We start from the raw sequence: 22,163 nt of genomic DNA, 5'->3' as shown, positions 1-22,163 counted from the left end.
GCCCTCGCGGGGACCGGGATTTCTACGACGGAGAGCTGATCCGGCGTCTACTCGGAACTCAGGCCAGCGAGACGAGATCCGCGTACGCGGGGCTCCACAGGTCCTCGACGCCGTCCGGCAGCAGGATGATCCGCTCCGGCTGGAGCGCGTCGACCGCGCCCTCGTCGTGGGTGACCAGGACGACCGCGCCGGTGAAGGAGCGCAGCGCGCCGAGGATCTCCTCCCGGCTGGCCGGGTCCAGGTTGTTGGTCGGCTCGTCGAGCAGCAGCACGTTGGCACTGGAGACCACCAGGGTGGCCAGGGCCAGCCGGGTCTTCTCGCCGCCGGAGAGCACGCCGGCCGGCTTGTCGACGTCGTCGCCGGAGAACAGGAAGGAGCCCAGGATCTTGCGGATCTGCACCAGGTCGGTGTCCGGCGCGGAGGAGCGCATGTTCTCCAGGACCGTGCGGTCCGGGTCCAGGGTCTCGTGCTCCTGGGCGTAGTAGCCGATCTTCAGGCCGTGGCCGGGGATCACCTCGCCGGTGTCCGGCTTCTCCACGCCCGCCAGCATCCGCAGCAGGGTGGTCTTGCCGGCGCCGTTGAGGCCCAGCACGACCACCTTGGAGCCGCGGTCGATGGCCAGGTCGACGTCGGTGAAGATCTCCAGCGAGCCGTACGACTTCGACAGGCCGGAGGCGGTCATCGGGGTCTTGCCGCAGGGCGCCGGGTCCGGGAAGCGCAGCTTGGCGACCTTGTCGGAGACCCGCGCCTGCTCCAGGCCGGACAGCAGCTTCTCGGCGCGGCGGGCCATGTTCTGCGCGGCCACCGTCTTGGTCGCCTTGGCGCGCATCTTGTCGGCCTGCGCGTTCAGCGTGGCGGCCTTCTTCTCGGCGTTGGCGCGCTCGCGCTTGCGGCGCTTCTCGTCGTCCTCGCGCTGCTGCTGGTACTGCTTCCAGCCCATGTTGTAGACGTCGATGGCGGCGCGGTTGGCGTCCAGGTAGAAGACCTTGTTGACGACCGTCTCGACCAGGTCGACGTCGTGCGAGATGACGATGAAGCCGCCCTTGTAGGTCTTCAGGAAGTCCCGCAGCCAGGCGATCGAGTCGGCGTCGAGGTGGTTGGTCGGCTCGTCCAGCAGCAGGATGTCGGCGTCCGAGAAGAGGATCCGGGCCAGCTCGACGCGGCGCCGCTGACCGCCGGAGAGGGTGTGCAGCGGCTGGTTGAGGATGCGGTCCGGCAGGCCCAGTGCCGCCGCGATGGTGGCCGCCTCCGCCTCGGCGGCGTAGCCGCCCTTGGTGAGGAACTCGGTCTCCAGGTTGGCGTACTTCTTCATGGCCCGCTCGCGGGTGGCGCCCTGGCCGTTCGCCATCCGGTCCTCGTTCTCGCGCATCTTGCGCAGCACGGTGTCGAGGCCGCGGGCGGAGAGGATGCGGTCCTTGGCGAGGACGTCCAGGTCGCCGGTGCGCGGGTCCTGCGGGAGGTAGCCGACCTCGCCCGTCCGGGTCACCGTGCCGCCGGCCGGGATGCCCTCACCGGCCAGCACCTTGGTCATCGTGGTCTTGCCGGCGCCGTTGCGGCCGACCAGGCCGATCCGGTCGCCGGGGGCGATGCGGAAGGTGGCGGACTCGATGAGGACGCGGGCGCCGGCGCGCAGCTCGAGGGCGTTCGCGGAAATCATGGCTGGGTCTCTCCAGGGGCGGGGGCGGGGCCCGGCGGCCGGGCGGAATGCAGGCGGAAGGGCGGGGCGGCGGCGGGCCTTCGAAAGCTCGCCGTCCGGCGCCTAATGCCCGGGGAACACAGCCATACGGCCCAGTCTACCGGGCGCCCGGACACTGCCCGGTGTGTGCCGCGGCACGTCCGCTCAGCCCGCCGCCGGGCAGCCCTCCTGCGGAGCGACCGCCGCGAACGGCAGCCCGGGGCTGGTGCACGCCGTCTCCGGCGCACCGCGCCGGGTGTCGAAGACCTTGGTGCCGAGCACCGGGCCGTCCTCGACGGTCACCCGGTGCCCGTCCAGGCGCTTGAGCACCACGTCGGGACCGGCGTTGATCTGCCAGCCGCGGCCGGCCAGCCGGAAGCCGTTGATGCCGCCGGGCAGCAGCTTGCCGGTGCCGGCCCCGGTGAGGCAGGTGCGCGGCACCAGCACCGCGTTGTCGGTGTGCACCGTGCGCAGCGGGTCGTAGCTGCAGCCCTGTGCCGGGCGGGAGTTGAACCGCAGGTCGCCGTCGCGGTCGCGGAAGCCCATGGTCAGCGACGGGGTGACCACGGCCACCCACGGCTCGCCCTCCAGGGCGGGCTGGAGCGCGGCGGCGGCCCGTCGAACCGCGGTGGCCTGCTTCTCGGCGTCGGTGCGGTCGGCGGTGCCCGGCTCGCCCTCGGCGCGCAGCCAGTCGGCCAGGCCGGGCACGGCCCGGTGCCAGCGCACCTGGTGGTCGCTCGGACGGACGGAGGTGACCAGCCCGTCGTCCCAGACCACCACGGCGCTCTCGCCGGCCATCGCCAGGTGCAGGGCGGTGGCGTCCTCGCGGCGGTAGGACCACAGGTGGTCGCCGCTCGTCCGGTCGTAGGCCTCCAGGCCGGGACCGACCCGCAGCTCCAGCACACCGGTGTCCAGGGCCTGCGCGCCCACCGGGCTGGCGTCCGCGATGCCGGGCTCGGCCAGCCGGTCGCCGAACGGCACCGGACGGTTGGCGTGCGCAGCGGCGCCCGCCCCGAGCACCAGGAGTGCGGCGAGCACCGGGAGCACGGATCGGCGGGTCAGGCTTCGCAGCGGCTTCCAGGACACGGGCGGAGCGTACCCGCCGCACGCCAGTACGTCAGCCGGAATTCGGGGGACCCCCGCACGTGCGGTCCGTCACGGACCGGCCCGGTCGGGTGGGGCGACCTGCGGCTTCGGCCGCCCGCCGCGGCCCGCTCGGACGCCCGGTGGCAGGAGGGACTGTTACACAGGTGGTACAGGGTGCGGCGGAACGATCACTGTCCGTACCGATCCGGAGGGTCACCCGCCGGTACGCCTCCGGCCCGCGGCCCGCTCGCCCGTGCGAACTGCCACTTTCGGGTGATATGGGATATTTCTGACGCCCCGTGGGCTACTGTCGGGTCACCCGCCCCCGCACCGCGCCCGGAGTGCCCCATGCGATTCGGCCGTCTCGCGCTGGCCGCCGCCGCGCTGCTGCTGGTGACGACGGCGAGCGTGCCCTCCGGTACGCCGCTCAGCCAGACCGCACGGCACGACCCCTTCTCCGCGGACACCCTGGGCGGGCAGCGCGGCACCGCACCGAAGCCGGCCGTGCTGCGGCCCCCGCACGAGGTCCCGTTCGGCGCCTTCGTCGGCTCCTGGGACAACTACATCCCGCAGATCGCCGAGCTCTCCGCCTGGCTGCACGGCGCCGAACTGCAGGTCGGCCACACCTACCTGGCCGGCAACGGCTGGGCCGACATCGAGGGCGAGAACCAGGTGCTCGGCCTGTGGTCGCAGTGGCGGCTGGCCCGCCCCGACCGCACCCTGGTGCTCGGCGTGCCGATGCTGGTGCCCAACGAGGGCAACCTCGGCGACAGCCAGGTCGCCGCCCTGCTGGCCCGCGGCAACAAGGGCGAGTTCGACCGGCACTTCCTCAAACTCGCCCGCAAGCTGGTCGCGTTCGGCGGCGGCGACACCGTCGTCACGCTCGGCTGGGAGATGAACGGCACCACCTACACCTCCCGCTGCCGGCCCGACCCGGCCGCCTGGAAGGCCTACTGGCGGCGGATCGTCACCGTGATGCGCTCGGTGCCCGGCCAGCACTTCCGCTTCGACTTCACCCCCACCCGCGGACTCGACGCCGTGCCCTGGACCCGCTGCTACCCCGGCGACGACGTGGTCGACATCATCGGGATGGACGCCTACGACATGCCGGCCGGGGCGGGCTTCGACGAGATGGTGAACGAGCCGTACGGGCTGCAGGACCAGGTGGAGTTCGCCGCCAGGCGCGGCAAGCCGGTCTCGTACCCGGAGTGGGGGCTGTTCCGCAACGGCGACAACCCCGAGTACGTGCGGCGCATGGTCGAGTGGATGCGCACCCACGACACCGCCTACCAGACCGTCACCGACTACTGCCCGCACGGATTCTGGGGCTGTGCCCGCAACCCCCGCTCGGCCGCCGTCTACCGCGAGCTGATGTCCGGCTCCAAGGGCGCGCCCGGCGGCCCGCCCTCAGCTGCGGCGGCGGGCCGCCAGTAGCGCCTTCAGCCGCGGCAGCCTGGCGGTCAGCACCCCCACCGCCGCCTGCCGCACCAGCACCTTCAGCCCGAGCAGGGCGGCGGCCGGGGCGAAGCCGGGCGGGCCGACCACCAGCCGCTCGCTGCGCTGCCCCTCCGGGCGCCAGTGCTGCTTGTACGGCTCCTGGCCGCGCAGCAGGCTCAGCACCGGGATGCCGCGGGCCCGGACCTCGTCCAGCGCGGCAGCGAACAGCAGGCCGGCGATGTCCAGGCGCTCGCGCAGCAGCGGATGCGCGCCGTACAGGTAGAGGCCGCCGAAGGACGGGCAGAGCACCACCAGGTTGACCGCCACCACCTCGCCGTCCAGCCGGAAGCGGTGCACGGCGGCGCGGCCGCGGGCCACCATGCCGGTGGTCGACTCGGTCAGGTGGGCGGCGAACCGCGCGGTGCGGTGCTCCGGCGTCACCCCTCGGCCCTGCCACTGCAGGAAGTGCAGCCGCAGCAGGTCCCCGACCGCCTGCGGGACCTCCTCCGGCGGCGCCGCGTCCACTTCCACCCCGGAGGCCGCGATCTTCCGCAGCTTCACCCGGGTGCGCTGCGCGGACTTCCCCGGCAGCCGCTTGATCAGCTCCTCGACCGGCAGGGCGGGGAGGGACTGGCAGAGCGAGTCCCGGTAGCGGCGGGTGGTGCCGCGGTGGTGGGCCAGCACCCGCCGGACGGCCGCCTCGGGGTGCACCTCGCGCAGCTCCAGGCGGTGCCAGGGGCGCCGCAGCGGCAGGGCGGCGGCGAGCTCGGCGGCGGCCCGCTCGGCGCAGTCGTCGTCCAGCAGCACGTCGGTGAAGTCCACCAGGCCGCCGCCGAGGTTGGTCAGCCCGCCGGACCGGCCGCGTCGGCACAGGGCGGCCGCACCGACCAGCCGGCCGTCCCGGCGCACCAGCACGAGGACCAGCCCGCCCGGCCGGCCGTACCGGCGCCACCAGGAGCGCAGCCAGCCGCCGTCCTGGAAGGGCGTGGCGGTGCGGCAGCGGGCGGTGAGGCCGTCCCACTCCTCGGCGATCCGGTCGAGCGCGTCGTCGCCGCGGTCCACCTCGGCCGTCCAGAGCGCGGCCGCGACCGCCCGGGCGGGGGTGTCGGTGGTCATCGGACGGCCCCGGTGGGTCGCCGTTCCAGCGGCTGACCGGGGAACACGGCGGCGGCCGGGCCCCCGGCCTCCGCGGCGGGGCGGCGGCGGGCGGCCGTCACGAGCGCGCCGACCAGGACGCCGGCCGCGGCCCCGACCGCGGTGTCCAGGGCGGCGGAGGGCGAGGAGGGCCCGTCCGGGGAGGCCGCGCGGGCCAGCGGGACGAGCTTGACGCCGGTGTCCTGGCTGCTGGTGTTGGCGAAGGCGATCAGCGAGGTCGCCACCGCGTCCGCGGCCTGCACGGCGTCCCCGGGCAGCGGCCCGGTGCCGGTGATCTCGATCATCGGGGCGTCCGGCGAGGTGGTGCCGCGGACCATGTCCTCCAGGGCGGAGACCGTCCGGCCGGTCCTGGCGGCGGCCGCGGCCAGCACCTGCGGCTGCCCGGCGAGCCGGCCATACGCCTGGGCGAAGTTGACCGCGGTGGCGCCCTCCCCCGGGTTCTGGGCGACCACCACCACGTAGGAGTTGGCGGTGTAGGAGGTGGGCGCGACGGCGGCGTACCCGGCGCCGGCGCCCGCACCCAGCGGGACGGCGAGGACCACCGGCCACCAGCGGCGGACGGCGGCCCGGGGGGATCGGCGCGGATCGGACATCGGTGACTCCTTGGCTCGGACGGTACGGGGGCGCAGTCAGACCCGCAGGGCGGCGGGCCGGTGCGCGGCGGGGGCGGGGCCGAACCGGTCGTAGAGGTCGGCGAGTTCGGCGGCGATCCGCGCGATGTCGTAGTGCGCGACGGCAGGCGGCTGCGGGAGCCTCCTCCGCGGGGCGTCCCGCAGGCCGGCGAGCGCCGCGGTGTACGCCTCGGCGGTGCCGGGCAGCCGGACGGCGCCGGGCGCGGCGTCCGGGCCCAGGCCGTCCAGGGCGGGGCAGGCCGTGCACAGCACGGGCAGGCCGGCCGCCAGGCCCTCCAGCACGGTCAGGCCGAAGGTCTCCTCGGCCGAGGGGGCGGCCAGCACGTCCATGGCGGCGAGCAGTTCGGGGACGTCGTCGCGCTCACCGGTCGGCAGCAGGGCGTCCGCCACGCCGGCCCGCGCGGCCAGCGCCTCCAGCGCGGGCCGCTCCGGCCCCTCCCCCACCAGCAGCAGCCGCACCGGGCGGCCGCCGGGGCGGGCGGCGAGCGCGGCCAGCGCCCCGACCAGGACGTCGAACCGCTTGCCGGGCACCAGCCGGCCGACCGCGCCCACCACGAAGGCCTCCGGCGGCAGGCCCAGGGCGGCCCGCACCGCCTCCCGGGTGCCGGCCGGCACGGCGTAGCGGGCCGCCTCGATGCCGTTCGGCAGCAGGTGGACGCGGTGCGGCGGCACGCCCCAGTCGTGCAGGGTCGCCGCCACCTGCCCGGAGACGGCGAGCGTGGTGCGGCCGAGCCGCTCGGCGGCCAGGTAGAGCGCCCGTACGCCGCGGCCGGCCGCCCGGCCCTCGATCACCCCGGGGTGCAGCGAGTGCTCGGTGGCCAGCACCGCGGGGACGCCGGCCAGTCGGGCGGCGATCCGGCCGTACAGCCCGGCCCGGTACAGGTGGGTGTGCACCGCCTGGTAGCGGCGGGCCCGGATCAGCCGGGTGAGCCGGGGCAGCACCGCGAGGTCGCGGTTGCCGCGCATCGCGAGGTCGTGCACCACGAAACCGTCGGCGCGCAGCGCCTCGGCGACGGTGCCGGGGTTGGTGAGCGCGGCCACCTCGCAGTGGTGGCGGTCCGGCAGGTGCCGCAGCAGCAGGTGGAGTTGGCGCTCGGCCCCGCCGGCGGCGAGGCCGGTGACCACGTGCAGGACCTTCACCGGGCGGCCTCCTCGCGGGCGGCGGGCACCGGGCTGCGGCCGCGCAGGCCGGTCAGGGCGTCCCGCCAGCGGTGCCGGCCCTGCTTGGCGAGCAGGCGCAGCGCGCCGTCGCGGTCGCCGACGTAGCAGCGCGGCAGGGCGAACCGGCCGGTGAGGTCGCTGTGCCCGATCGCGCAGGCGTACTGGTACCCGGCGTCCCTGACCGCCTCGGTGGCCGGGCGGTCGACCGCGCCGTACGGGTAGCAGAAGCCGGTTACCGGGCCGCCGACCAGCTGCTCCAGCGCGCGCCGGCTGCCGCGGGCCTGGTCGGCGAGCTCGTGGGCGGGCAGCCCGGGCAGGGCCCGGTGGGAGAGCCCGTGCGAGCCGATCTCCCAGCCGGCGGCGGCGAGTTCGACGACCTGGTCGACGGTGAGCAGCGGCTTGCGGGGGCCTTCCGGGTCCCAGCCGTTCTGGCCGCCGAGCAGGTCGGGCACCACGTACGCGCTGGCGGTGAAGCCGAAGCCGCGCAGCACCGGAACGGCGTACCGGGCGAAGTCGGCGTAGCCGTCGTCGAAGGTGAGGCCGACCAGCCGGGCCCCGGTGCCCGCGGCCCGGGCCCGCAGCAGCTCGCGGACGCTGACCCCTCGCCGGCCGCTGCGGGCCAGCCAGGCCATCTGCGCGGCGAACCGCTCGGGGCTGACGGTGAGCAGGTAGGGGTCGTGGTCCTCGTACGCGATCGAGTGGTACATCAGGATCCACGGGGCCGTTCTGGCGGCGTCGGCCTGGGCAGGCACGGTGGGGCGGCGGGCCGGTTCAGCGTCCATGGGGCTTCCTCTCAGCAGCCGGGGTGACCGGGCCCGCGGCCCGGAGGAGCGCGCGGATCGGGCCGCGGACCTCGGGGGCGCCGAGGGCCGTGCCGAGCCCGGCGAAGACGAGGGCGACGGTCACGCCGCCGACCAGGGTGGCGGGCAGCGGCGCGGACAGCCGGGAGGCCGCCAGGGCGCCCGCGGCCGCGGCGCCGACCGCCGCGGCCAGCAGCCGAGCCTGCCCGCCGAGGACGAGCCCGAGGCGCAGCGCGATGCCGCGCAGCAGGAGCCCGCGCAGCAGCAGGACGGCGGCCGCGGTGATGCCGGCCGCATTGCCGGCGGCCAGCCCGAGCGCGCCGAACCGCGGGGTGGCGGCCAGCCCGACGCCCGCGGTGACCAGCAGCCCGGCGGCCATCGCCGCGACCGGGTACCAGTCCAGCGGCCGGAGCCCGCTGCCGGCCGGCGCGGGGTCGTCCGCGCGGCGCACCACCGGCCGGACGGAGAAGTACGGGCGCACCATCACGCCGATCAGCGCCTGCGCGGGCAGCCCGAAGCTGTACACCCGGATGACCTCGGCGGTGGCGGCGGTGTCGTGCGGGCCGAAGGCCCCGCGCTGGAAGAGCAGGGCGACGACGGAGGGCGCGCAGGCCATCAGGAAGGCGGTGCCGAGCAGGACGACGGCGGCGGCCTGGCCGAGGTCCCTCTCCACCCGATCGCGGGCGGCGTCGAGGTCGCCGGCGGCGAGCGCCCTGGCGACCAGCGGGAAGGTCACCGTGACGATCAGGATGCCCGCCGTCATGGCGAGCTGGGAGACCTTCGCGGCGTAGTTGAGGTGCGAGATGGTGCCCGGCGGCAGGCCGGAGCCCAGGTAGCGCTCGATGAACACCTGGGCCTGCCGGGTGAGCGTGAACGCGGCCACCGGCAGTATCGCCAGCGGGATGAGCACCAGGCCGCCGGCGGCCGCCCCGCGCACCCGGCCCGGGCGGCGGCGGGCGGTGCGGCTGCGCAGGCGGCGGGCGGCGGCCAGCAGCAGGCCCGCCATCAGCAGGCTGCCGCAGGTGACGCCGAGCGCGGCGGACTTCACCCCGAGCAGGGTGTGCCCGGCGAGCAGCACCGCCAGGATGCCCAGGTTGTACGCCACGTAGATGCAGGCCGGGGCGGTGAAGGTGTGGTGGGCGCGCAGCATCGAGCAGAGGTAGCCGACCACGCCGAACGGCAGGACGGTCAGCGCGGTGATCCTGGTGCAGGTGACGGCGAGCGCGGGGTCGGCGAGGCCGGGGGCGAGCAGGCCGACGAGCGGGCCGGCGCCGAGCGCGGCGGCCAGGGTGAGGGTGCAGAGCGCGAGCAGCAGCCAGGGCAGCGTGGCCCGGACCAACTGCCGTACCGGGTCCGGCCCGTGGGGGCGTTCCTCGCGCAGCACCAGGGCCAGGCTGAAGGCCGGGACCATCAGGAAGGCCATCGCGTCCTCGATCAGCAGGGGTGCCGCGGTCTCCGGCACCGTCCAGGCGACGAGGAAGGCGTCGGTGCCCTGGCTGGCGCCGAAGTAGCGGGCCAGCAGCAGGTCGCGGAGCAGCCCGAGGCCCGAACCGGCGGCGCTCAGCACCGCGGTGACGCCGAAGGCGCGGGCGACGAAGCCGCCGCGGCGGCGCCGGGCGGCGGCGTGCCGCGGCCCGGGGACGGCGGCCCCGGCGGGCGGTGCGGAGGCGGTCGGCCGGTCGCTGCTCATACGGCCTCCGCGTCCGGTGGCGGCGGGAAGGCCGTACGGGCGGCGAGGCCGAGCACCACGGAGGTGAGCACGGTGGTGGTGCCGCCGATGTCCGCGTAGAGGAAGTCGACCAGCGTCCAGGCGAGCAGGGCGAGTGCGGCGAGCCCGCTGCCGCGGGCGCGGCGCAGGCAGCCGATCAGCAGAGCGAGGAAGAGCGCGGCGTACGCGACGATGCCGATCAGGCCCTGCTCGCTGAGGACCAGGAAGTACATGTTGTGCGGGGAGAGCAGCGGCTCGCGCTGGAAGCCGATCGTGGCGTCGGCCGCGTCGCTGCCCGAGGAGAGCCTCAACGGGGCGTGGCTGTCGCGGAGTTGCTGGAAGGCCTTGGGACCGGCGCCGGTGGCCGGGTGGTCCTGCCAGATGCGTTCGGCGGTGGCCCACAGGTCGTACCGGTCGCTGACCGACTGGTCCGGCGCGGCCTGGACGGAGCCGATGCTGCCGAGCCGCTCGGCGACGCCCGAGGCGCCGAGGCCGAAACCGCCGACCAGCACCACGGCGGCGGCCGCGGTCACCACCGCGCCGCGCAGGGCGAGCCGCGCGTCGGCGCGCAGCAGCAGGACGGCGGCCGCGGCGGCGCAGGCGATCCAGCTGCCGCGGCTGAAGGAGACCGCGAGCGGGAACAGCAGCAGCGCGGCGGCCGCGGCCCAGGCCCGGCGGTGCGCGGGCCGGCCGCCGGGGCCGCGTTCGGCCAGGGCGAGCGCGAGGGCGGCCAGCAGGCCGAAGCTGACCACGGTGGACATCGCCATGATGTCCAGGGCGCCGAAGGTGCCGACGGCGCGCACGGGCTGTCCGGCGTACGAGGCACCCGTCCGGGTGAGGAACTGGTAACCGCCGACCGCACCCTCGATCAGGGCGGCGGCGACGAACGCACCCAGCAGCAGCCGCTGTTCGCCGCGGGTGCGGACGGCGCAGGCGACCGCGGCCGGCACCAGCACGAAGATCTGCACCAGCCGGACGAACCCGGTGGTGCTCGCCGCCGGGTCGATGGACGCCAGGGTGGCGGCGGCCGCCGCACAGACCACCGCCCCGAACAGCAGGCAGACCGTACGGTCCAGCCGCGCCCGGCCGCGCAGCAGGTCGAGCCCGACCAGGCCGACCAGCAGCAGCGAGGCGAGGTCGGCCGGCGTGACGTGGAAGGAGGCGGCGACGTCCTTCTCCCCGGTCGGGACGCACACCAGCAGCACCGTTGCGGCCACCGCCGCAGCGGTCGGCCGCGGCAGCCCGGGAACGCGCCGCAGGAGAGGCGCCCTGCGGACGGCCCGGTGCGCGGGTGAGCAACTGAGGGCCATGTCAGCTCCCGTCCGGGTGGGCCATCACGGCTGGGCGCAGGACAACCCGCCCCGAGCCGAAGGGCCCGCCGGTGTCGAAAGTGAGGAGCGAGGGAGCGCAGCGACGGAGCATGGGGGCACCTCCCGGCCGCCAGGCTGGGGGAGAGTGTCGGCGCCGGGTCGGGAGGGCCCGGAGGCGAGCGGGCGAATAACCAGCCATGTCAGCTCCCGTCCGGGTGGAGCATCAGGGCGGCGGTCCGCAGGAGGATCTTGGCGTCCTGCCAGAGGCTCCAGCTCTCGATGTAGCGGTTGTCGAAGCGGGCCCGGTCCTCGATGGAGGTGTCGCCGCGCAGGCCGTTGACCTGGGCGAGGCCGGTGAGGCCGACCGGGACGCGGTGGCGGTCCTGGTACTCGGGGTAGGCCTGGCCGAACCGCATGACGAAGTAGGGGCGCTCGGGGCGCGGTCCGACCAGGCTCATATCGCCGCGGACCACGTTCCACAGCTGGGGCAGTTCGTCCATCGAGGTGCGGCGCAGCAGGCGGCCGACGGCGCCCATCCGGTGGTCCTGGGAGATGTTCCAGCGGGTGGCCGACTCGTGTTCGTTGCTGGGCCGCAGGGTGCGGAACTTGAGCAGGGTGAAGACCTGGCCGTCGAGACCGGTGCGCTGCTGGCGGAAGAGCACGCCGGGGCCGGTGTCGAAGCGGACGGCGAGCGCGCAGGCGGCGAGCACCGGCGACAGCAGCACGAGGCCGAGGCCGGCCGCGGCCACGTCGAGGGCCCGCTTGAGGGCCCAGGAGGGGCGGCGCAGCGCCGGGAGCTCCAGTGGGACGCAGGGGAAGCCCCAGAGCTGGTCGGTGCCGCGCCGGCCGAGGGCGGCGTACTCGCGCAGCTGGGGCACCACCCAGACCCGGCAGCCGAGCCGGGCGGCCCTGCGCAGGGCGGCGGCGGTGGCGGCGTTGTCGGCGGTGCCCTCGGTGGCGACCACGTGGTGGATGCGCTTGCGGCGGATCTGGCTCTCGAGGGCGTCGAGGCCGCCGAGGAGGCGCAGCGGGGCGTCGGGGGCGAGCAGTACCGGCTGGCTGTCGAGGTGGCCGACCGGGCGCAGCCCGTACTCGCGGTGTTCCAGCAGGGCGGCGGCGACGCGCTGGCCGAGCTGGCCGGCGCCGAGCACCAGGGTGGGGCTGGGGCGGCGGCGGCGGGCGCGGCGGAGCAGGGCGTAAACGGCGCCGCGGGCGAGGCAGGCCAGCAGGGTGAAGGCGGCGAGCAGGGCGGCGAGCCTGAGCAGCGGGGCGGGGCCGGCGAGGGTGACGGCGAAGGCGACGGAGACGGCGGCGCGGGCGGCGAGGGCGGGGAGGTCGTCCAGTGCGGAGACGGTGAGCCGGCTGCGGTAGAGGCCGCCGGAGGCGTTGAGCGGGACCAGGACGGCGAGCAGGGCGACGGCGGTGAGCGGCGGGCGGCCGGGGGCGGTGAGGACGACGGCGGCGGCGAGGGCGAGGGCGTCCGAGCCGAGCAGTCCGGCCGGGAGGGCGACCCGAGAGCGGAACGGCCGGCGGTGGCGGCCGACCTGCGACGCCGTGCGCACCCGGAGGCCGGCGGCGGGCCGGTCGAGCAGCTCGGTACCGAGGTGCCGCCGGGCCGACAGTGGTCCGCCCGGCCGCGGCACGCTCTCGTGGTCAATGGTCATCGGTGCGCGAACTCCCCTGTGGTGTATCCGCCGTCGCGGGGCGGCCGATCGGCTCGTACGGTCCGGCGCGGGGCACGGCGAATCCGGCCCTCCGAACATGTACGAAACAGGCAAAATCAGACAGTAGCGATCGCCGTTGTCACTGCGGCGAGTTGACGTGCCGTGTCATTCCACCTGCGCATTCGTCGGACTGTCGGACGACTCGTTACGCGGCACCCCCCGACCCGGCGGCGGCTGCGGACTCGGCAGCGCCCGCGAGGGCTCCCACGGTCGGATAAACGATCAGAATCCGTGGGAGACACGGGAATCAGGGCCGAGCGGTGCCCGCACGGGGAGGACGGCGCGGTACACCGCGTCGACCTGCGCCACCGTGTCGCGCACGTCGTGCCGCCGTTCGACGTGCGCCCGGGCCGATTCGCCGCGGCGCGCACAGGCGTGCGGATCGGCCAACTGCCGGACCAGGTGCGCGGCCAGTGCATCCGGCTCCTCCGGCGGCACCGGCTCGGCCGCGTCGGGCGGCGGCGGCAGGCATTCGCGGGCGCCGGGTACGTCGGTGAGCAGCACCGGCCGGGCGGCCGCCATCGCCTCCAGCGGGGCCAGTGCCATCCCCTCCCAGCGCGAGGGCAGCACCACCAGGTCGGCGGCGGCCAGCCAGGGCCGCGGGTCGGGGACGTCGCCGGCCAGCAGCACCCTGCGCGGTCCGGGCAGGGCGTCGACCCGCTCGGCCAGCGCCGGTGCGTCCGGCCCGCCGCCGACCAGCGCCAGCCCGGCCCCGGGAAGCGCCGCGGCGACCTGCGGCCAGGCGTCGAGCAGGACGTCCTGGCCCTTCTGCCGACACAGCCGGCCCACGCAGACCGCGAGCGGGGCCTGCGGATCGAGCCCTGCGGCAGCGAGGCCCAGCTCGGCGCGGGCGGCACTGCGGGCGGCGGCGTCCGCAGGGGCGTGGTGGTCGAGGTCGACGCCGTTGGGCACCACCTGCCAGGCGCCGGCCACGCCGGCCGCCTCGCCGTCGGCCCGCTCCTGCTCACTCACGCACAACAGGGCGGCGGCCCAGCGGGCCGCGTGGCGCTCCCACCGCCTTGTCGCCTCCGCCATCGGGCCCCGGACGGCCGCGAACGACCAGGCGTGCGGCTGGAAGACGGTCGGCACCGACCCGCGGACGGCGAGCCGCCCGGCCAGTCCGGCCTTGGCGCTGTGCAGGTGGAGCACGTCCGGTTCGGCGGCCCGGACGATCCGGCGCAGCCGCCGCACCTCGCCGACGGTGGCCGCCCCCGGCGAGCGCCCGGCCGGCCAGTCCAGTAGCTCCGCGCCCGCGGCAGCGGCCTCGGCGCCGAGCCGGCCGCCGTGCGGGCAGGCCAGCAGCACCCGGTGGCCCGCCGCCCGCTGCCCGCGGACGAGGTCCACCACCACCCGGGCCACGCCGCCGTCGACCGGCTGCGCGACATGAAGGATCGTCAGATACACGGCCGCGAGCCTAGGTTGGGGTCGGCTCCGGCAGTCGTGATGTCACCCTCCCGGGGAGGGGCACCACCCGTACGGCGCGGGCTGGGCCGTACGGGTGAGCGAGGGCCGTACGGTCACTCGACCTCGGTGGCGAGCTTGGCGAGCAGGGCACCGTGGATGCGGTTGAGGCCCTTGGGGGCGAAGGTGCGCTCGAAGAAGCCGCCGATGCCGGTCGCGCCCTGCCAGGAGGCGTCGACCGCGACCCTGGCGCCCTCGCCGGCCGGGGTGACCGTCCAGGTGATCACCATGCTGGAGTTGGCGTCGGTCTCGACCAGCGTCTGCGGGCGCGGCTCGGTGACGTCGAACAGGCAGTCGCGGACCCGCTTCTCGGTGGCCTGCAGCCGCCAGTGCACCTGGGTGCCGGCGCCGGTGCCGCCCGCGCGGACCTCGTACTCGCTGTACTGCTCGGGCAGCAGCCGGGGCCGGACGGTGCTGTAGTCCGCGAGCGCCTCGTACACCCGCTGCGGGGACGCCTGGTAGACCCGCTCGGTGGTGGCCTGGACCTTGCCCATGGGGGGCTCTCCTTCACTGGACTTCGCCGCCGCTCGGGGCGCCGGCCGAACGCGCCCAAGCCAACCACACGGGCCCCCGGGTTAGGCTTGCCGGTGTGCTCGATCAGGTGACCGCCCTCCGCTACCTCGATCCGCTCCGCGCCGGCGGCTCGGTGCCCGGCGTGGTCGAGACGGACGACCTGGGCACCTACGTGGTGAAGTTCACCGGCGCGGCGCAGGGGCCGAAGGCCCTGGTGGCCGAGGTGATCGTCGGCGAGCTGGCCCGCCGGCTGGGCCTGCGGGTGCCGCCGCTGGTGCTGGTCGACTTCGACCCCGGCGTGGCCGCGCACGAGCCGGACGCCGAGATCCAGGACATCCTGCGGGCCAGCGCCGGGCTCAACCTCGGCATGGACCTGCTCCCCGGCGCCCGCGACTTCACCCCGGGCGCACTGGCCGTCGACCCGCAGGAGGCCGGCCGGGTGGTCTGGCTGGACGCGCTGACCGGCAACGTCGACCGCACCGTGCACAACCCCAACCTGATGGTCTGGCACGACCGGCTGTGGCTGATCGACAACGGTGCCGGGCTGATCTTCCACCACCGCTGGTCCGGCGCCGCCGCCTCGGTGCTCAAGCCGTACCCGATGAACGCGCACGCGCTGGGCGCGTTCCGTCCGGCGGTCGCGGCGGCCGACGCCGAGCTGGCCCCGCAGGTCACCGGGGAGCTGCTGCGCGAGGTGGTGGGCCTGGTGCCGGACGCCTGGCTCGCCGACGAGCCGGGCTTCGACTCGGCGGCCGGTGTCCGGGAGGCGTACGTGGCGCACCTGGCCGAGCGTGCCGCGGGCTCCGCCGCCTGGCTGCCCACCGAGTTCGCCTCGCCCGAGGAGCTGCGCGCCGCCGAGGAGCGGCGGGCGGCCGCCACGCTGGCGGGCCTGCCTGGCTCAAGCAGGTGCCCAACCGGCACGGTCTGGCCCGGGTCGAGTCGGACTGGAGCCGGCACGTCGGCTGATCCTTCGCCGAAGGGCCGGGCCGGGGGCGCGTGGGGCCCTGAGGTATCCCTCCGCATCCGGCGCCGGAACGGCCCTGCCCCGCCCGGGAGGAAATTCCCGGGCGGGGCAGGGGAGTTCGTCCGTCGCTCAGCGGGCGGACGTCACAGGCGCCACCACTGCGCGGCCTTGGCGGCGTTGACGATGCCCGCGCCGTAGAAGCCGTTGTTGTGGCTGTTGCCCTCGCAGGCCGCCTTCCAGGCGCCGTCGCCGCTCGGGTCGAAGGCCGCCGGGCAGGCGTGCTCGTCGGCCTGGTTCTGCAGCATGGCGCGCAGCTCGTCCGGGCCCGCCCAGGGGTGGGTGGAGGCGAGCAGCGCGGCCACGCCCGCCGCGTGCGGGGACGCCATCGACGTGCCCTGCATGTAGGCGTACTTGTTGCCGCGGACGGTGGACAGCACGCGGCCGTTCTTGTCCGGAGTGTCCGGCAGCTGGTAGCGGGAGTCGCCGCCGGGGGCGGCGACGGTCGCCTTGCCGAGGCCGTAGCTGGAGTAGAAGGACTTGTCGCCCTTGTTGCCGACGGAGGTGGTCACCACGATGCCCGGCAGCTCGGTCGGCAGCGACAGGCAGTTGTCGTCGATCGGCCGCGGGACGGGGGTGGTGTCGTCGGGGCTGGTGGTGTCGGTGGTCTTGTGCGCCAGGTCGATGTTCTCGTTGCCGGCCGCGGCGACGCTGAGCACGCCGTTGCGCTGCGAGAAGGCGACGGCCCGCTTGACCGCGGTGACGATGGCGGCCTGGTCGGGGTCGGTCTTGCAGTTGAACAGCCACGGGTCGATGTAGTAGCTGTTGTTGGTCACCTGGAAGTGGTGCTCACCGGCCCACATGAAGCCGCAGATCGCGTACTCGGGGTAGATGAAGCCGCCGTCGTCGACGACCTTCACCGCGGCCAGGCGGACGTTCGGGGCGATGCCCTCGATGCCCTTGCCGTTCTTGGCGGCGGCGATGGTGCCGGCCACGTGGGTGCCGTGGTCGCTGGAGGTGGGCTGCCAGGACTGCCACGCGGTGTCCGCCTTGCCGCCGTTGATGCAGGAGGCCGAGAGCGAGGCGTCGACGTTGGGGGCGAGGTCCTCGTGGGTGGCGTCGATGCCGGAGTCGAGGACGCCGACGACCACGCGGCGGCTGCCGAGGGTGGTCTCGTGCGCCTTGTCGACGCCGATCTGGCGCATGTCCCACTGGTTGGCCCACAGCGGCTCGGAGCCGTCGGCGGGCGCGGCGGCTGCGGCGGCGGCCGGCTCGGCGACCTCCACGTCGTTGTTCTGCACGATGCCGGCGGTGCGGCTGGCACCGACCGAGTCGACGGTCTTGGACGCGCGCAGCTTGGCCGCGAAGTCCTTGTCGGTGGACCGGGCGACGACCACGCCGATCTGCTCGTAGGAGACGACCACGGTGCCGCCGAGTGCGGCGATCTCCCGCTCGGCCTTCTTCACCTGGCCGTGGTTGGCCTTGGTGTTCACCACGTAGCTGAGCAGGGGGCCGGGCGCGTCCGCGGCGCCGGCCGCGGCGGCGGTTCCGGACGGCAGCGCGATGGCTCCCGCCGTGGCGAGGGTGATGCCCAGCGCCGCCAGCCTGGTCCGGCGTATCCGAGGAACACTCATAGGGGTTGACCCTCCCGAGTCTCGTCGTGTGCCCCGCTGTTGGCGGTGGCACGTGAGTGGTCGGACGCTATTGGCCGTACGTGGTGATCCGCAAGAGGTCGGGTACACGAAATGCACACAACGCGGGTGCCCGGCCCGCTGTCAGTCGGGCCGGGCACCTGGTCTGCCGGTTCTCCGTCAGGTCCCGGGGGCAAACCCGGGCCGTGTGTCAGGAGTTGAAGAGCTCTCCGTAGGTGGCGAGGGCGGTCGCGATGTCCGCCTGCGCCCAGAACCGGTGGTACGTGAAGGTCGGCGCGGCGCCGCCGTCCAGGTAGGCCTGGACCTTGGCGAAGGCCGGGTCGTTCTTGTAGAAGGAGCGGATCGAGAGGAAGGTGGACGCCGAGTTGATCGCGTCGCCGTTGGGCATGGTGCCCGTCCAGCCGGACGGCACGGACACCGAGTCCTTGAACCGGCTGTAGTCGGTGCGGGTCTCCGGGACGGAGATGCCCAGCGCGTCCTGGTTGTTGGCCCACATGCCGTCGAGCAGCTTCTGCGCGGCCGTCTTCGCCGCGGCGTTGCCGGACTTGGCGGCGTAGTAGGACAGCAGCTTGGCGTAGGAGCCCGCCACGCCCACGTCGCTGGTCTGGTCGACCACGGTCACGTGCAGGCCGGTGTTGCTGCCGGGCGCGCTCGCGTTCCAGGTGTCCGGCTTGCCGGTCCAGGCCAGCGTGGACGGGATCTTGAAGGTGCCGTCGCTGTTGAACGTGGTGTTCGCCAGCGCCCAGGTGACCCACTTGTCCAGCACGGCCTTGGCCTTGATGTCACCGCTCGCGTAGTAGTACTCCGCGAGCCGCTCCACGCCCCAGGCCTGGAAGCCGAACCACTGGTTGGACGGCGGGTCGTGGTAGACCGGCGCCTCCTCGTAGTACATCCCGTAGAAGGTCGGGGTGCCGGCCGGCGGGGTGCCGTAGGCGCCGTCCCAGCTGTTGGTGGCACCGCCCGCGATGGCGCCCTCACTGGACTGCAGCCACTGCAGGAACTCCACCTGGCGGCCCAGGCTGGTCGTCCAGTCGGTCTTGCCGGTGGCCGACTTGGGCGCCATGGCGGCGTTGTTCACCAGGGCGTAGGCGGCCATCGGGTTCTGGTAGCCGCCGTGCGCGGCGCTGTCGCCGATGCGCCAGGCCCAGCCGGCGCTGCTGTCGGTGGCGCCGCCCCAGGCGTAGTACCAGGACAGCAGGTAGTGCTCGCTGCTCTTGCCGGAGCCGGCGGCGCAGACGGTCGGGCCGACGCAGTTCCCGATCTTCTTGAAGTACTTGTCGAAGAACGAGTAGCGCAGGTAGTCGCCCATCTTGCCGGCCTTGGCCACGCTGGTCGCGACCTGCGAACCGTTGCCCTGGGCCTTGGCCCAGACGTCCGCCCAGTAGGCGGCCTGGATGGCGCGGGCGTCGGCGTCCGGGGCGTCGGTGAACTTCCACTGCTTGGCGTAGGACGCGTCCTTGATGAACAGGTCCAGGTAGCCGTTCTTGCCGCCGTAGGCGAACTTGTCGCAGGTGGGCTGCGGGATCGTCTCCCACACCGACTCCTGCGGGCCGCGCTGGTAGGTGTTGATGTAGGACGGGCCGGTGTCGGTCGGGCCGGCCTCGCACTTGCCGGGCGAGTTGCCGTAGCCGTACACGTTGTCGACGTCCTGCAGCCAGTGCATGCCGTAGATGTCGTCGGTGCCGTAGGCGGACTTCAGCTCCGCGGCGATCGGGTCGTTGCCCGGCGTCACCGAACTGTCCATCTGCGACGGGTAGTCGCTGGGCAGCGGGTGCTCGGGCGCATAGGTGGCCGGCTTGCTCGCGTTGTAGAAGCTGTTGGTGGGCTGGTCGGCGTGCGTGGGGATCATGTACGTCTCCATGAGCGTCCACGCCGCGTTGAACTTCGACCAGTCCTTGGTGACCCGGCCGTACTGCGCCTCCAGCCACAGCAGGTAGCTGTAGGCCTCGGAGGTGGTCTCGTGGCCGTGGTCCGGCGCCTCGACCAGGAGGGTCTCCACCGAGTGGTAGGGGATGCCCTCGGGCGAGAAGTAGCCGTTCGCCGGAGCCTTGATCTTGTTGTAGAGCTGCAGGAAGCGGTCGTCGTACACGCCCGTCCCGGCGGCCAGTTCGGTCACCGTGACCACCGAGCTGGTGTAGCCGGTGGCGGTGGAGGTGAAGCTCGCCGAGCCGGTCGAGGAGGCGTCCGCGGCCAGGGTGACGGTCTGCGCGGTCGACCAGTTCGACGGGGTGAAGGTGAGCGTGGCCCCGGAGCTGATGGAGAGCCCGGTGTTGCCGGAGGTGCGGGTGGTGGTGACGGTGACGTTGCCGCTCGGCTGTGAGGACAGCTTCAGCGCGAAGGTGCCCGTCTTGCCCTGGGTGACCGACAGCGTGGTCGGCACCGCGGTGATCGACGGCCCGGCCGCGACGGTGATGCCGGCCGGGGTCGACTCACTGGTCGCACCGAGGCTGTCGTACGCCTTCGCGTACACCGAGTGGTTGCCGGAGGAGGCACCCGTCCAGCTGAAGGTGTACGGGGCGGTGGTGGCCGTGCCGATCAGCGTGGTGTTGTCGTAGAACTCGACCTTGCTGATCGAGGCGCCGTCCGCCGCGGCGGCACTGGCCGCCAGCGGGATCGCCGCGCCCGCCGCGTAGTTGGCACCCGCGGAGGGGCTGGTGAGCGCCACGGTGGGGGCGGCGTGCGCACCGGTGCAGGCGGTGCCGTTGACCGCGAAGGCGGTCGGCGCCGTGTTGGTGCCGCTGTACGAGAAGTTGGCCCCGGCGGTCACCGACTGGCCGGCGCCGATGCCGGCGGCCCAGGCCGGGTTGGTGACGGTGACGTTCTTGCCGGTCTGCGACCAGGTGCCGTTCCAGCCGGTGCCGGAGAGCGTCTGGTTGCCGGTGTACGCGTAGGTCAGGTTCCAGCCGTTGATGGCGTCGGAGCCCTTGTTGCTGATCTTCACGTTGGCGGTGAAGCCGCTGCCCCAGTCGTTGGTGCTGTAGTCGACGGAGCACTGCAGGGCGGCGGCCGCGGCCGGGTTCGCGACCATCGTGGTGAGGCCGGCCGCAAGCACGGCCAGCGAGACGCCGAGCGTGGACAGACGGGTGGTGCGCGAGGTGGTGGGGGGAGACATGCACGGCTCCTGAAGGTGGGGGAGATCGACGGCGAGGCGGCGATTCACGGCTCTCGCTTCAGTGCGTGGATCTGTGGGAGCGCTCCCAAGGATGAGGATGCGTTACAGGCATGTCAAGAGATTGCGCAGCAGGGAGGCTTGGCAACTCCCGCACCAGTGGCTATGTTTCGGGGCGGGCCTGTGGGAGCGCGCCCATGAAGCACTCTCATCGAGGAGCGGACATGTCCCTCCGCACCACCGCCCTGGCGCTCGGGTCGGCGCTGGTGGCGACCGCCGCCGCAGGGCTCGCCATGGTGGGCCCCGGCACCGCCGCGGCAGCCACCACCGCCTGCACGGTCGACTACACGACCAATGACTGGGGCTCCGGCTTCACCGCCAATGTGAAGATCAACAACCTCGGCTCCACCGCCGTCACCGGCTGGACGCTGACGTACTCCTACACCGGCAACCAGACGCTCTCCGGCACCGGCTGGAACGGCACCTGGTCGCAGACCGGCAAGAACGTCACCGTCACCAACCCGGCCTGGGCCGCCGGCATCGGCGCCGGCCAGTCGGTGACCGCCGGGGCCAACTTCTCGTACAGCGGCACCAATGCGGCCCCCACCTCGTTCGCGCTGAACGGCCTCGCCTGCACCGGCAGCGGCCCCACCGCCTCGCCGTCCCCCACCCCCAGCCCCTCGGCCTCCGTCTCGGCCTCGCCGAGCAGCTCGGCCTCCCCCAGCGCCTCGCCCAGCGCCTCCGTCTCGCCGACCGGCAGCAGCGGCGCCCCGGCCCTCCACGTGTCGGGCACCTCCCTGGTGAACGAGGCCGGCACGCCGGTCACCCTGCACGGCGTCAACCGCTCGGGCACCGAGTTCATGTGCGTCCAGGGGTACGGCTTCTTCGACGGACCGGTGGACGCCGCCGCCATCGCAGCGATCAAGAGCTGGCACGCCAACGCCGTCCGCATCCCGCTCAACGAGGACTGCTGGATCGGCACCGGCAACGTCAAGCCCGAGTACGCCGGTGCCAACTACCGTGCCGCGATCAAGGGTTGGGTCGACTCACTGCTGAACGCCGGGCTCACCCCGATCGTCGAGATGCACTGGAGCCGCGGCCAGTACACCGGCTACTCCTCCGGCTGCTCGGACGTCAACGCCACCTGTCAGAAGCCGATGCCCGGCGCCAACGCGGTGCCGTTCTGGAGCTCGGTGGCGGACACCTTCAAGGGCACCGACCAGGTCGTCTTCGACCTGTTCAACGAGCCCTACCCGGACCGCTCCGAGTCCTCCACCACCCAGGGCTGGCTGTGCTGGCGGGACGGCGGCAGCGCCTGCCCCGGCATCCCGTACGAGGTCAGCGGCTTCCAGAAGCTGGTGGACACCGTCCGGGCGACCGGTGCGAAGAACGTCATCCTGCTCGGCGGCGTGGCCTACTCCAACGACCTCGGCCAGTGGCTGACGTACAGGCCCACCGACCCGACCGGCAACCTCGCCGCGGCCTGGCACGTGTACAACTTCAACACCTGCTCCAGCAGCACCTGCTGGGCCTCCACCCTGGAGCCGGTGGCCGCCAAGGTCCCGCTGGTCGCCGGTGAGATCGGCGAGAACACCTGCAGCCACGGCTTCATCGACCAGGTGATGGCCTGGTTCGACGCCCGGAAGCTCGGCTACCTGGGCTGGACCTGGAACACCTGGGACTGCGGCTCGGGCCCGTCGCTGATCAGCAACTACGACGGCACCCCGACCAACTTCGGCATCGGCCTGCGGGACCACTTCCGCGCGATCGGCTAATGCC

15 protein-coding genes and 1 pseudogene are annotated in these 22,163 nt (G+C 74.1%); 3 read left to right on the top strand and 13 right to left on the bottom strand.

The window, feature by feature from the left end:
- Nucleotides 1–58 precede the first annotated feature (58 nt).
- A complete protein-coding gene (gene abc-f, locus ACQ614_RS25890) occupies nucleotides 59–1,657 on the bottom strand; it encodes a ribosomal protection-like ABC-F family protein (RefSeq protein WP_363500023.1) in 1,599 nt (532 codons plus the stop codon).
- Nucleotides 1,658–1,840: 183 nt separating this feature from the next.
- Nucleotides 1,841–2,761 carry a hypothetical protein gene (locus ACQ614_RS25885; RefSeq protein WP_431681084.1) on the bottom strand — a complete coding sequence of 307 codons (921 nt, stop codon included), beginning with the start codon at nucleotides 2,759–2,761 and terminating at the stop codon, nucleotides 1,841–1,843.
- A 348-nt stretch (nucleotides 2,762–3,109) separates the two neighbouring features.
- Here ACQ614_RS25885 and ACQ614_RS25880 point away from each other — a divergent pair, with 348 nt between their 5' ends.
- Complete coding sequence (locus ACQ614_RS25880; RefSeq protein WP_431681083.1) at nucleotides 3,110–4,195, top strand: glycoside hydrolase family 26 protein; 1,086 nt, start codon at nucleotides 3,110–3,112, stop codon at nucleotides 4,193–4,195.
- Here the strand turns inward: ACQ614_RS25880 and ACQ614_RS25875 are convergent.
- From ACQ614_RS25875 to ACQ614_RS25835, 9 genes are all read right to left on the bottom strand, one after another.
- Nucleotides 4,169–5,314 (bottom strand): GNAT family N-acetyltransferase, encoded by a 1,146-nt coding sequence (locus ACQ614_RS25875; protein ID WP_431681082.1) that lies wholly within the window; start codon nucleotides 5,312–5,314, stop codon nucleotides 4,169–4,171. The two genes, ACQ614_RS25880 and ACQ614_RS25875, sit on opposite strands and share 27 nt — an antisense overlap.
- Entirely contained in the window at nucleotides 5,311–5,946 is a 636-nt protein-coding gene (locus ACQ614_RS25870) for a lipopolysaccharide biosynthesis protein (RefSeq protein WP_431681081.1), read from the bottom strand. The genes ACQ614_RS25875 and ACQ614_RS25870 overlap by 4 nt, the downstream gene beginning before the upstream one ends.
- Nucleotides 5,947–5,982: 36 nt before the next feature.
- Nucleotides 5,983–7,125: a glycosyltransferase gene (locus tag ACQ614_RS25865; protein ID WP_431681080.1), complete on the bottom strand. Its 1,143-nt coding sequence runs from the start codon at nucleotides 7,123–7,125 to the stop codon at nucleotides 5,983–5,985.
- Nucleotides 7,122–7,928, bottom strand: coding sequence for a polysaccharide deacetylase family protein (locus ACQ614_RS25860; protein ID WP_431681079.1), 807 nt, complete (start codon nucleotides 7,926–7,928; stop codon nucleotides 7,122–7,124). The genes ACQ614_RS25865 and ACQ614_RS25860 overlap by 4 nt, the downstream gene beginning before the upstream one ends.
- Entirely contained in the window at nucleotides 7,918–9,636 is a 1,719-nt protein-coding gene (locus tag ACQ614_RS25855) for a lipid II flippase MurJ (RefSeq protein WP_431681078.1), read from the bottom strand. The genes ACQ614_RS25860 and ACQ614_RS25855 overlap by 11 nt, the downstream gene beginning before the upstream one ends.
- Nucleotides 9,633–10,871, bottom strand: coding sequence for an O-antigen ligase family protein (locus ACQ614_RS25850; RefSeq protein WP_431681077.1), 1,239 nt, complete (start codon nucleotides 10,869–10,871; stop codon nucleotides 9,633–9,635). Before ACQ614_RS25850 ends, ACQ614_RS25855 begins: the two co-directional genes overlap by 4 nt.
- A gap of 293 nt (nucleotides 10,872–11,164) precedes the next feature.
- Nucleotides 11,165–12,628 (bottom strand): sugar transferase, encoded by a 1,464-nt coding sequence (locus ACQ614_RS25845; RefSeq protein WP_431681076.1) that lies wholly within the window; start codon nucleotides 12,626–12,628, stop codon nucleotides 11,165–11,167.
- A gap of 282 nt (nucleotides 12,629–12,910) precedes the next feature.
- Entirely contained in the window at nucleotides 12,911–14,092 is a 1,182-nt protein-coding gene (locus tag ACQ614_RS25840; RefSeq protein WP_431681074.1) for a glycosyltransferase, read from the bottom strand.
- A gap of 113 nt (nucleotides 14,093–14,205) precedes the next feature.
- On the bottom strand, nucleotides 14,206–14,643 hold the full coding sequence (locus ACQ614_RS25835; protein WP_431681073.1) for an SRPBCC family protein: 438 nt from the start codon (nucleotides 14,641–14,643) through the stop codon (nucleotides 14,206–14,208).
- 95 nt (nucleotides 14,644–14,738) lie between these two features.
- Between ACQ614_RS25835 and ACQ614_RS25830 the strand changes: the two are divergent.
- Nucleotides 14,739–15,628: pseudogene (locus ACQ614_RS25830) on the top strand (HipA family kinase).
- Nucleotides 15,629–15,769: 141 nt separating this feature from the next.
- On the opposite strand, the gene ACQ614_RS25825 reads toward ACQ614_RS25830, so the two are convergent.
- Together ACQ614_RS25825 and ACQ614_RS25820 are read right to left on the bottom strand one after the other, a co-directional pair.
- Complete coding sequence (locus ACQ614_RS25825; protein WP_431681072.1) at nucleotides 15,770–17,257, bottom strand: S8 family peptidase; 1,488 nt, start codon at nucleotides 17,255–17,257, stop codon at nucleotides 15,770–15,772.
- Between the two features lie 208 nt (nucleotides 17,258–17,465).
- Nucleotides 17,466–20,387 (bottom strand): glycoside hydrolase family 48 protein, encoded by a 2,922-nt coding sequence (locus ACQ614_RS25820; RefSeq protein WP_431681070.1) that lies wholly within the window; start codon nucleotides 20,385–20,387, stop codon nucleotides 17,466–17,468.
- Nucleotides 20,388–20,608: 221 nt separating this feature from the next.
- On the opposite strand from ACQ614_RS25820, the gene ACQ614_RS25815 reads away from it, so the two are divergent.
- On the top strand, nucleotides 20,609–22,159 hold the full coding sequence (locus ACQ614_RS25815; RefSeq protein WP_431681069.1) for a cellulase family glycosylhydrolase: 1,551 nt from the start codon (nucleotides 20,609–20,611) through the stop codon (nucleotides 22,157–22,159).
- Nucleotides 22,160–22,163 lie beyond the last annotated feature (4 nt).

The sequence above is a fragment of the Kitasatospora dryopteridis genome (assembly GCF_050749075.1).
GTDB lineage: Bacteria > Actinomycetota > Actinomycetes > Streptomycetales > Streptomycetaceae > Kitasatospora.
This window is presented reverse-complemented; position numbering and strand designations above follow the sequence as displayed.

Coding starts and splice junctions, on each gene's coding strand:
- abc-f (WP_363500023.1), bottom strand. CDS start 1,657: ATGATTTCCGCGAACGCCCTCGAGCTGCGCGCCGGCGCCCGCGTCCTC.
- ACQ614_RS25880 (WP_431681083.1), top strand. CDS start 3,110: ATGCGATTCGGCCGTCTCGCGCTGGCCGCCGCCGCGCTGCTGCTGGTG.
- ACQ614_RS25875 (WP_431681082.1), bottom strand. CDS start 5,314: ATGACCACCGACACCCCCGCCCGGGCGGTCGCGGCCGCGCTCTGGACG.
- ACQ614_RS25870 (WP_431681081.1), bottom strand. CDS start 5,946: ATGTCCGATCCGCGCCGATCCCCCCGGGCCGCCGTCCGCCGCTGGTGG.
- ACQ614_RS25860 (WP_431681079.1), bottom strand. CDS start 7,928: ATGGACGCTGAACCGGCCCGCCGCCCCACCGTGCCTGCCCAGGCCGAC.
- ACQ614_RS25855 (WP_431681078.1), bottom strand. CDS start 9,636: ATGAGCAGCGACCGGCCGACCGCCTCCGCACCGCCCGCCGGGGCCGCC.
- ACQ614_RS25845 (WP_431681076.1), bottom strand. CDS start 12,628: ATGACCATTGACCACGAGAGCGTGCCGCGGCCGGGCGGACCACTGTCG.
- ACQ614_RS25835 (WP_431681073.1), bottom strand. CDS start 14,643: ATGGGCAAGGTCCAGGCCACCACCGAGCGGGTCTACCAGGCGTCCCCG.
- ACQ614_RS25825 (WP_431681072.1), bottom strand. CDS start 17,257: ATGAGTGTTCCTCGGATACGCCGGACCAGGCTGGCGGCGCTGGGCATC.
- ACQ614_RS25820 (WP_431681070.1), bottom strand. CDS start 20,387: ATGTCTCCCCCCACCACCTCGCGCACCACCCGTCTGTCCACGCTCGGC.
- ACQ614_RS25815 (WP_431681069.1), top strand. CDS start 20,609: ATGTCCCTCCGCACCACCGCCCTGGCGCTCGGGTCGGCGCTGGTGGCG.